We start from the raw sequence: 9,039 nt of genomic DNA, 5'->3' as shown, positions 1-9,039 counted from the left end.
GTGTTAATTTCTCTGGAAAAACAAAGGAATAACAATTGAAATTAAGCCAAGCGCAACAAACGGCTTTGGAAGAAATTAAGCGAAATTTTATACAGAAAGAAGTTTGTCTTTTGCACGGAGTTACTTCCAGCGGAAAAACTGAAATCTACATCAAACTCATTGAAGAATATATAAAGGAAGAAAAACAAATCCTGTATTTATTGCCTGAAATTGCCCTAACAACTCAACTTGTGGGAAGATTACGTGATTATTTTGGCAATAAAGTAGCGGTTTTTCATTCGAAATACAGCAACAACGAAAGGGTAGAAGTGTGGCAAAAAGTATTGGCACAATCTCCAAAAGCACAGATTGTTATTGGAGCGAGATCGGCTTTATTTTTGCCATTTTCTAACTTGGGATTGGTCATTGTCGATGAAGAACACGAGCAGACTTTCAAACAAGTAGATCCTTCTCCTCGTTATCACGCTCGTGATGCTTCGATAGTTTTGGCAAACAGCTTTAAAGCAAAAGTGTTGTTGGGTTCAGCTACGCCAAGTATGGAAACTTATTTTAATGCTCAATCAGGAAAATACGGCTTTGTTGAAATTTTTGAAAGATATGGCAATGTTCGTATGCCTGAAATTGAATTGGTGGATTTAAAAGATAAATATTTCCGCAAGAAAATGTCAGGTCATTTTAGCGATACTTTAATCGAGGAAATCACTGTTGCTTTATCATTGGGAGAACAAGTTATTTTATTTCAAAATCGTAGGGGTTATTCGCCAATCATTGAATGCTTGACTTGTGGACACGTGCCGCAATGTCCGCAATGTGATGTGAGTTTAACTTATCATAAACATAAAAATCAATTGCGTTGTCATTATTGTGGCTATTCGATGGCGAAACCAACAAATTGTCACGTTTGTGGTAGTGTTCATCTTACAACAAAAGGCTTTGGAACCGAACAGATTCAGCAGGAATTAGTAGAATTATTTCCAAATACAAAAATCGGGCGAATGGATCAGGATACCACTAGAGGGAAATTTGGCTTTGAGAAAATCATTGATAGTTTCAAGAATAGGGAAATCGAAATTCTTGTAGGAACGCAAATGCTTGCCAAAGGTTTGGATTTTGATAATGTGAGTTTAGTTGGGATTATGAATGCTGATAATATGTTGTATCATCCTGATTTTAGGGCTTTCGAAAGAAGTTTTCAAATGATGACGCAGGTTTCAGGTCGTTCAGGTCGTTCAGAAAAACGTGGAAAAGTAATTATTCAGACTTATAATCCAGATCACAATACCATTCAACAAGTAGTTCAAAATAATTATTTGGGAATGTATAACGAACAATTATATGAAAGGCAAATCTATAAATATCCTCCTTATTTTAAACTCATAAAATTGACATTGAAACATCGAGATTTTGATAAACTCAAAGAAGGATCGATGTGGTTGTACCAAGTGATGCAGCAAAATTTGACGATTCCTGTTCTTGGACCAGAAGAACCGCCGATTTCCAGAATACGCAATGAATACATTAGAACTATAATGATAAAAATTCCCCAAAATCAGTCGTTGCAAGGCACAAAAAAAACTATCCAGAAAATGCTGAATAGTTTTGAGGCAGTTGCACAATATAGGTCAATAAAAGTGACCGTGAATGTTGATTTTTATTAGTTGATAGCTAGAGCTCTAACTAGGTCTTCTTTTTTATGTCGGCTAAGCGGAATTTTTGTGATTCCAATTTCGGCAAATCGGCTATTGAAACGCTCTACTTTGTCTATATTAATAATGTAGGATTTGTGAACTCTAACAAACTTGTCTTTTGATAAATCATTTTCAAAAGATTTCATTGTTGAAAGAACCAAATTGCTATCTTCTTCGGTAACTACTTTTACATAATCGCCAAAAGCTTCAATCCATTTTATTTTAGAAGTATAGACTTTTAGTTTTTTTAGATTGCTTTTAATAAAAATGTAATCACCATCTTCTTCGTGGATTTCTGATTTTAGCATTTGTAAATCGATGGCTCTTTTTACAGAAGCATTAAATCGATCAATTGCTATTGGTTTTTGAAGATAATCGGTAGCATCATAGTCAAATGCTTTCATAGCATATTCTGCTTTTGATGTAATAAAGATAATTTGAGGTTTGTTTTTTAAACCATCCAAAAAATCGAAACCACTTATAACTGGCATTTCAATATCTAAAAAGATTAAGTCCACATTATGTATGGTCATACAACCTTTTGCTTCAATTGCATTTGAAAAATCACCTATCAAATGAAGATTTGGGTGATTATTTACTAACTTTGTGATGATCATTCTTTGAATAGAACTATCATCTACAACGACACAATTTAGTTTCATAGTTTTAAGTATTAAAGATTCGGGACAGTAAAAGTATTGTATGTTTTTTATAAAACCTAATCTTAATCGGTTTTTTTTGCATTATGACGATTAAAGTTAGATAATGTTTGGTTATTAAAAATAAATGATTACTTTCGCGCCCAAATTAATTTTAAATAAAAATTTATGAATCATTATGAAACTGTTTTCATTTTAAATCCCGTTTTATCTGAAGTTCAGGTGAAGGAAACAGTAAGCAAATTTGAAGATTTTCTTACTAGCCGTGGAGCTGAAATGGTATCTAAAGAGGATTGGGGTCTTAAAAAAATGGCCTATGAAATCCAAAACAAAAAATCTGGTTTTTACCATTTATTCGAATTCAAAGTAGCAGGCGAAGTTCTTATTGCTTTTGAAACTGAATTTAGACGTGACGAAAGAGTTATGCGTTTCTTAACTGTAAGTCTTGACAAACATGCTATCTCTTGGGCTGAAAGAAGAAGAGCAAAACTTAAATCTCAAAAAGCTTAATTATCATGGCAACATTACAACAATCTGCTTCAGGAAAAAAAGACGGAGATATCAGATATCTTACTCCTTTAAACATAGAAACTAACAAAACTAAAAAGTATTGTCGTTTCAAAAAATCAGGTATCAAATATATCGATTATAAAGATGCCGATTTCTTATTGAAATTTGTTAATGAGCAAGGAAAAATTCTTCCTCGTCGTTTAACAGGTACTTCATTGAAATACCAAAGAAAAGTGTCAGTAGCTGTAAAAAGAGCACGTCACTTAGCATTAATGCCGTATGTGGCAGATTTACTAAAATAATATTAAAAATAAAGTTGTTGTCCCGCAACAGCGGGACTAACTTCTAATAACAAAAGGACAACAACATGGAAATTATATTAAAAAAAGACGTTCAAAATTTAGGATTTAAGGACGATGTGGTAAATGTTAAAAATGGTTACGGTCGTAACTATTTAATCCCACAAGGTTTTGGACAATTGGCTACTCCATCTGCAAAGAAAGTATTAGCAGAAAACTTAAAACAAAGAGCTCACAAAGAAGCTAAAGTGGTTGCAGATGCAAGAGCATTGGCTGAAACTTTAAAAGCACTTGAAATTAAAATTTTCGCAAAAGCAGGTGGTGAAAAACTTTTTGGTTCGATTACTAATATTGATATCGCTGAATCTTTAGAGAAAGCTGGTCAAGTTATCGAAAGAAAATTTATCACTAGCGGTATCGTAAAACGTACTGGTAAATATGCTGCAAGCATCAGATTGCACAGAGATGTTGTAGTTGAATTAGCTTATGAAATAATAGCAGAGAAATAACATTTTGTTAACACATTTTGTTTATAAAAAAAAAGCCACTCAATTGAGTGGCTTTTTTTATTGTCTAAATTTACCTACTAACTAAAATCAAAATATATGAAAAAGATTTTTACTTTATTTTTTCTTGTATTTGGCCTTTATTCAATGATAGGGCAAACTACAACTTCAAGTATTAAAGGAATTGTGAAGGGTTCCAATTTTGAGTCACTTCCTGGAGCTACTATTCAGGCAGTTCATACGCCTTCTGGATCTAAATATTCTGCATTGTCAAATGCTGATGGAAGGTTTAATATTCTCAATATGAGAATCGGCGGACCCTACAAGATTGTCGTTACTTTTGTCGGGTATCAAACTCAGGAGTTTAATGATGTTTACCTTGATTTAGGAAAGGTTTCTAGCCTTGATATACTTCTCAAAGACGAAAGCCAAAAACTGGAGGAGGTAGTGATTACGGCTTCTAAAAGTAAAGTTTTCGGAAGTGGAAGAACAGGAGCTGAAACCACAATTGGAAGAAAAGAATTAGCATCAATGCCTTCTATTTCTAGATCAACAGCTGATTTTACTCGTATGGAACCAACTGCAAGTGGAGGTTCTTTTGGAGGTAGAAACGATCAATATAATAATTATTCTTTAAATGGAGCAGTATTCAATAATCCTTTCGGGTTAGATGCAGCAACTCCAGGTGGGCAAACAGATTCCAATCCTATTTCACTAGATGCTATTGATCAAATTCAGGTGGCAACCGCTCCTTATGACGTGACATTGTCTGGATTTACAGGTGCATCAGTGAATGCAGTTACAAAATCAGGCACAAATGAATTTCACGGAACAGCTTATGCTTTCTATAGAAATCAAGATTTGACAGGGAGTAAAGTTAAAGGAGAAAAAATATTCGTTCCGTCATTAACTCAATCGCAAGCTGGATTTAGTATTGGTGGTCCAATCATTAAAAATAAATTATTCTTTTTTGGAAATTACGAAATTGATCAAAGAAGTGATTTGGGTTCAAGCGTTGTTGCCAATGATGGAAACGCTACTACTGACGTAAATGAATCAAGAGTCTTGGCTACAGATTTAGTTTATGTGTCTACAGAATTAGGAAAATTGGGTTATGACACGGGTGCTTACCAAGGATTTACACATAATTCTAACTCAAGTAAAGGAATCATAAAATTAGATTGGAATATTAATGACAATAATAAATTAGCAGTAATTTATAATTTTTTAGATGCTTCAAAAGATAAACCAGCACATCCAACGGCTATATTTCGAAGAGGACCAGACCTTAATACAATTCAATTTGCCAATTCTGGTTATCAAATGAATAATAAATTAGACTCATTTTTAATGGAATTGAATTCAAAATTTAGCGAATCTGTTTCTAATAAATTGCAAGCGGGTTACACTCATTTTAATGATTTTAGAAATCCATTTTCTGCACCAGCTCCAGTAATAACAATTACAAAAGATGGATCGCCTTATATTATTGCAGGTCACGAACCTTTTTCTATCAACAATAAGTTAGACCAAAAAGTATTTCAGATAACGGATAACTTAAACTATATTGTAGGAAAGCATAATATCACTTTGGGTGGTTCATTCGAAAAATTTGAATTCAAAAATTCATTTAATCTTAAAGGTTACGGTTTTGATGTTTTTGGAAGTACTGATATGGCAGGTTTTACAGATAACATAACAAACGGGTATTATGCAGCTCAATTAGCTGCAGCTCAAGCCACATTCGATTCAAGAGGTAATATTGAAGCAGGAAAAGATGGCGGGTGGAATTTATCCGAAACAACTGTTGGACAATTAGCATTTTATATGCAAGATGAGTTTAGTATTAACGATAATTTCAAATGGATTTTAGGCTTAAGAGCTGACAAACCTTTATATTTTAATACATCAGAACTAATTCAAAAATTTATTGATACTGATAATTCAGAAGGATATTTGCCTACTATTGATTACTATAATCCAAAAAGTGGTGATGTTGTGCATTTTGATTCTACAAAACTTCCTGGAAATGCACTACTTTGGTCACCAAGATTTGGTTTCAATTGGGATGTCAATGGAGATAGAACATCGCAACTTCGTGGTGGAACAGGAATTTTTACAGGAAAACTTCCTTTTGTTTGGATAGGAAATCAAGTAAGCGGAATTGACCCTTTTTTCTATGAAGTTGTTGATAGAAACTTTAAATTTCCTCAAGTTTTTAGAACAAGTTTAGGATTTGACCATAGATTTAAAAATGATTTTATAGCAACTGTTGATGTGTCCTATAACAAAGATATAAACGCAGTTCACGTTCAAGATTGGGGTATAAAAAAACCTACTTCAAGTTTAGTTGGAGCTGATAGCAGAGCAATTTACGGTGATGCTGATCACGGTGTTTGGACAGATTTTGGTTTTCCAGCACCATCTCACGCTTATGTTTTAACAAATTCTCAAAAAGGAAGTGCTTTAAATGCTTCTGTAAAAATTCAAAAAACATTTGAAAATGGATTATATGCAAGTTTGGCTTATAACTATTTGAAATCTTTGGATGTTAACTCTATCGAAGCAGAAATTACTGGAGATGCCTTTAATTTTAACCCAGCTTTAGGAAATGTAAATGATGATGTTCTTTCTAATTCTAAATATGGTGATAAAAACCGATTCATTGGTGTAGCTTCAAAAAAATGGAAATATTCTAATGATAAATGGGCAACAACTATTTCTACTTTCTTCGAATATGCTCAAGGTGGGCGTTTTAGCTATACTTATGGTGGCGATATCAATAATGATGGTTCAGGAGGAAATGATTTGATTTTTATTCCAACAACCGCACAAATTAGTGGGATGAATTTCACAGGTGGCGCAAGTCAAGGTGTAGCTCTTGATAATTACATCAAACAAGATAGTTATTTGAATGGAAGAAGAGGACAATATGCTGAACGCTATGGTGCTTTGTCACCTTGGAGAGGGAAATGGGATGTTAAATTTATGCAAGATTACAACTTTAAAATTTCTTCTACTTCAAATAAAACGAACACTATTCAATTCAGTATTGATGTGTTGAATATAGGAAATTTATTGAACTCTGACTGGGGATTAGTACAAGTTCCAACGAGTGTACAACCAATAGGTGTATCAGTAACAGGAAATGTTCCAACTTATACTTTTAACGGTTCACAAACAAAAACTTTCAATTATGATGCTAGTTTGGTTTCAAGATGGCAAGCACAATTTGGTGTGAGATATATTTTCTAATAAAGCATAAAAGTTTTAAATTAGCCTTCTCATTCGAGAGGGCTTTTTTTTGATTAGAAAGTCTGTATTTTTTTAAATCTCAAACCTAAATTTATAGTGAAATACACAAGATTAACCAAAGAGCAATTCGAAGAATTGAATAAGGAATTCAGTACTTTTCTAGCAACACAATCTATTGATAAAGCAGAATGGGACGAAATTAAATCCAGAAAACCTGAAGTAGCTGAGCAGGAATTGGATGTTTTCTCCGATTTGGTTTGGGAAGGCGTTTTGGGCAGGTCTGAATATTTAGAACATTATTCAAAAAACCATATTTTCCTTTTTCAATGTTTTGAAACTGATATAAAATCTATTGTATTAAAATCATTGGTTCCTGAGATTAATTTTTTGACAAAAGAAGGATTGCAATGGTTGAGTGATAATTTGTTTACCGAAACAATTGAAATTAAAACAGGAAAAAAAGTGTTTACCGAGGAAAGAAACACTTCTATTTTTGAATTAATTCAGCAAGGAGCAATTTTAAGCGACGGACATTTATTCAAACAATTAATTTCAATTATTGAATCTTAATTATATCGTTTATTCTATTAAATTGGTTATTTTAGTCTTTTATTTTAAAAGCTAAAATAGCCAATTTTTTTCTATGGATATTCAAAATACAATTCAAAAATTACGAGAGGAATTAAATCAACATAATTATAGTTATTATGTTTTAGACAAGCCAATAATTACGGATTTTGAATTTGATCAAAAATTAAAACAACTTCAAGAATTAGAAAATTTACATCCAGAATTTTTTGATGAAAATTCGCCAACACAACGTGTGGGAGGTGCAATTACAAAAAATTTCGAAACAGTAAAACACGACCATCGGATGTATTCCTTAGATAATTCTGATTCTAAAGAAGAGTTATTGGACTGTGAAGTTCGAATTCAGAAAGTTTTAGGCGATGTTGATTTGCAATATACTTGCGAATTGAAATACGATGGTGCATCGATTAGCATAACTTATGAAAATGGAAAATTAATTCGTGCTGTAACGCGTGGTGACGGGGTTCAAGGAGACAATGTAACTAATAATATTAAAACCATTAAATCGATTCCTTTAAAATTGAAAGGGAATTTTCCAGATAAATTTGATGTGAGGGGTGAAATCATTCTTCCTTTTGTGGGATTTGAAAAAATGAATCAGGAATTAATCGAAATTGGAGAAACACCTTATTCGAATCCAAGAAACACTGCTTCCGGAAGTTTGAAGTTACAGGATAGTGCAGAGGTTGCTAAAAGACCTTTGGATTGTTTGTTGTATTTTATCATTGGAAATAAATTGCCTTTTAATTCGCAAATCGAAGGCTTGGAAACCGCTAGAAATTGGGGTTTCAAAGTGCCAAAAGAATCCAAATTAGCTCATAGTTTAGAAAAGGTTTTTGAATTTATTGATTATTGGGATATCCACAGGCACAATCTTCCTTATGAAACTGATGGAGTTGTAATAAAAGTGAATAACTTCCAGCAACAAGAGGAATTAGGTTTTACTGCCAAGTCACCTCGCTGGGCAATAGCCTATAAATTCAAATCGGAGCAAGTTTCTACAAAATTAAATTCGATTTCGTATCAAGTGGGAAGAACGGGAGCTATAACTCCAGTTGCAAACCTAGAGCCAGTACAATTGGCTGGAACTATTGTAAAAAGAGCTTCTTTGCACAATGCTGATCAAATCAAAAAGTTAGACATTCGCATTGGTGATACCGTTTTTGTGGAAAAAGGAGGGGAGATTATCCCGAAAATTATTGCTGTAGATTTGAGTCAGCGTTCTGGTAATTCAGTACCCACGGAATATATAACTCATTGTCCAGAATGCAATACGGAATTAATTCGTGGTGAAAGTGAAGCCAATCATTATTGTCCAAATTTTTACGGTTGTCCTCCACAGATTATTGGAAGAATTCAGCATTATATTTCGAGAAAAGCAATGGATATTGAAGGTCTTGGTGGAGAAACAGTAGCTTTGTTATTCAATAATGGATTGGTTCATAATTATGCTGATTTGTATGAATTGAAAGTCGAACAAATTTTACCTTTGGAAAGAATGGCTCAAAAATCGGCAGAAAATTTGGTAAAC

General features: G+C 33.1%; 7 protein-coding genes and 1 pseudogene. 7 read left to right on the top strand and 1 reads right to left on the bottom strand.

All coding sequences use genetic code 11. The features are described from left to right. Positions 1-1,658 (top strand): annotated as a pseudogene (priA, locus tag PHC28_RS11575) (primosomal protein N'); the annotation flags it as partial. On the opposite strand, the gene PHC28_RS11570 reads toward priA, so the two are convergent. After that, positions 1,655-2,350 carry a LytTR family DNA-binding domain-containing protein gene (locus PHC28_RS11570; protein ID WP_300100363.1) on the bottom strand — a complete coding sequence of 232 codons (696 nt, stop codon included), beginning with the start codon at positions 2,348-2,350 and terminating at the stop codon, positions 1,655-1,657. The pseudogene priA and the gene PHC28_RS11570 overlap by 4 nt on opposite strands. 165 nt (positions 2,351-2,515) lie before the next feature. On the opposite strand from PHC28_RS11570, the gene rpsF reads away from it, so the two are divergent. The 6 genes from rpsF to ligA all read left to right on the top strand — a co-directional run. After that, positions 2,516-2,857 carry a 30S ribosomal protein S6 gene (gene rpsF, locus PHC28_RS11565; protein ID WP_103806287.1) on the top strand — a complete coding sequence of 114 codons (342 nt, stop codon included), beginning with the start codon at positions 2,516-2,518 and terminating at the stop codon, positions 2,855-2,857. Positions 2,858-2,862: 5 nt separating this feature from the next. Next, positions 2,863-3,159 (top strand): 30S ribosomal protein S18, encoded by a 297-nt coding sequence (gene rpsR, locus PHC28_RS11560; RefSeq protein ID WP_007138295.1) that lies wholly within the window; start codon positions 2,863-2,865, stop codon positions 3,157-3,159. A gap of 65 nt (positions 3,160-3,224) precedes the next feature. After that, entirely contained in the window at positions 3,225-3,665 is a 441-nt protein-coding gene (gene rplI, locus PHC28_RS11555; protein ID WP_300100356.1) for a 50S ribosomal protein L9, read from the top strand. A gap of 96 nt (positions 3,666-3,761) precedes the next feature. After that, entirely contained in the window at positions 3,762-6,917 is a 3,156-nt protein-coding gene (locus PHC28_RS11550; protein ID WP_300100353.1) for a TonB-dependent receptor, read from the top strand. A 96-nt stretch (positions 6,918-7,013) separates the two neighbouring features. Further along, positions 7,014-7,487: a DUF6495 family protein gene (locus tag PHC28_RS11545; protein WP_300100350.1), complete on the top strand. Its 474-nt coding sequence runs from the start codon at positions 7,014-7,016 to the stop codon at positions 7,485-7,487. A 73-nt stretch (positions 7,488-7,560) separates the two neighbouring features. Beyond that, a partial coding sequence (ligA, locus tag PHC28_RS11540; protein WP_300100346.1) for an NAD-dependent DNA ligase LigA occupies positions 7,561-9,039 on the top strand: 1,479 nt, incomplete at its 3' end.

Source organism: Flavobacterium sp., from assembly GCF_028712645.1.
Classification (GTDB): domain Bacteria; phylum Bacteroidota; class Bacteroidia; order Flavobacteriales; family Flavobacteriaceae; genus Flavobacterium.
This window is presented reverse-complemented; position numbering and strand designations above follow the sequence as displayed.